The organism is Paenibacillus sp. 3LSP (assembly GCF_032465655.1).
Taxonomy (GTDB): Bacteria; Bacillota; Bacilli; order Paenibacillales; family Paenibacillaceae; genus Fontibacillus; species Fontibacillus barengoltzii.
On sequence record NZ_JAWDJI010000023.1, the window covers coordinates 1 to 1,596 of the forward strand.

General features: G+C 53.7%; 1 protein-coding gene. It reads left to right on the forward strand.

The window, feature by feature from the left end:
- Window positions 1–123 precede the first annotated feature (123 nt).
- Window positions 124–1,596, forward strand: a 1,473-nt coding sequence (locus RW092_RS01225; RefSeq protein ID WP_410055495.1) for an IS5 family transposase, incomplete at its 3' end; no start/stop codon positions are given.

Below are 1,596 nucleotides of genomic sequence, written 5' to 3' on the forward strand. Positions count from 1 at the left end.
TAGGGCTTGCTGAATAATCAAAAAATCCTTATCTCACAAGGGTTTAGAGGCACTATTGTCGAATTCATCTGCAAAGAAAACACGGAAAATCGGTAAAAAACCTTGCAGATGGAGTGAGCGAAAGTGTTCGTGCTGAATCGAGATATGGCAGACTTGTTGGAAAACTTCTATTTGCCCTTTGGCGGAAAATTAAATCCAACCAATCGGTGGGTGCAGCTTGCGGCGATCATCCCTTGGGACAAAGTAGAAGAGAAATATGTGAGCTCGTTCAAGTCCCCAGCCATCGGCCAAAAGGCGTACTCGGCACGTATCGCCCTCGGCTCGCTCATCATCAAAGAGCGCCTTGGTTTAAGTGACCGCGAGACCACCTTACAAATCCAGGAAAATCCATATTTGCAGTTCTTCTTGGGCTACACCGCGTATGTCGATGAAGTGCCGTTTCATCACTCCCTGCTCACGCATTTTCGGGAACGGCTCGGCTTGGAAATCCTAGCTGAAGTCAACGACTGGATCGCCCAAGCCGCGCTGCAAGCAGAGCGAGAGGTCGAGGCGAAACCGAAATCGTCCAAGCGAGATCGCGATGACGATGACAACGACGCGGGCGGCTCGCAGCTCACCATGGAGGTAGGGGACGCTTTCTCTATTCCCGAGGAGCCCCCTGTTGTGGCGAAGAAACCCCGCAACATGGCGAAAAAGCTACACGTCCTGCCATCTACAGCCGCACCGACAGCGGAAGTCATGAACAAGGGCACCCTCATGCTGGATGCGACATGCGCGCCTGCGGACATCAAGTATCCGACTGACTTGGGGCTGCTGAATCACGCCCGTGAAATCCTGGAAGACATCATCGACGTGCTGCACCGTCCCCATGTCGGAGCGATGGAGAAGCCGCGCACGTACCGCGAGAAAGCCAGAAAATCGTACCTGAGTGTTTCCAAGCAACGCAAGGCATCGGGCAAGGTGATCCGCAAAGCGATCAAAAAGCAACTTGGCTACGTGGGACGGAATCTGCGGATTATTGAAGCCCTCGTGAAGTATACGCCTCTCACGGAACTGAGCAAAAGACACTATCGCCAGCTTCTGATCATCTCGGAGCTCTACCGTCAGCAGCGCGAAATGCTAGAGAAGAATACGCATGTCGTCGCCGATCGCATCGTGAGTATCGAACAGCCGCATGTACGTCCGATGGTTCGAGGCAAAGCTGGAGCGAACGTGGAGTTCGGCGCCAAAATCGCCGCCAGTCTGGTGGACGGTTACGCTTGGATCGAAACGGCACAATGGGACAGCTTCAACGAGGCAACCACGCTGCAAGCATCGGTGGAAGCGTACAAACAGCGATTCGGGTATTATCCCGCCGTCATTCTAGCCGATAAAATCTACCGCAATCGAGACAACCTGAACTATTGCAAAACGCTAGGGATTCGCCTTAGTGGCCCGAAGCTCGGCAGACCCTCGAAAGAGCAAAGTGAAGTCGCCGATCGTCGGCAAGAGCGCCAGGACGCTGTACAGCGTAATGCGATCGAAGGAAAATTTGGAGAAGGCAAGCGCAAATTGGGCCTAGGTCGCATTCGGGCGCGTGGCGCCGAAACCAGTTTG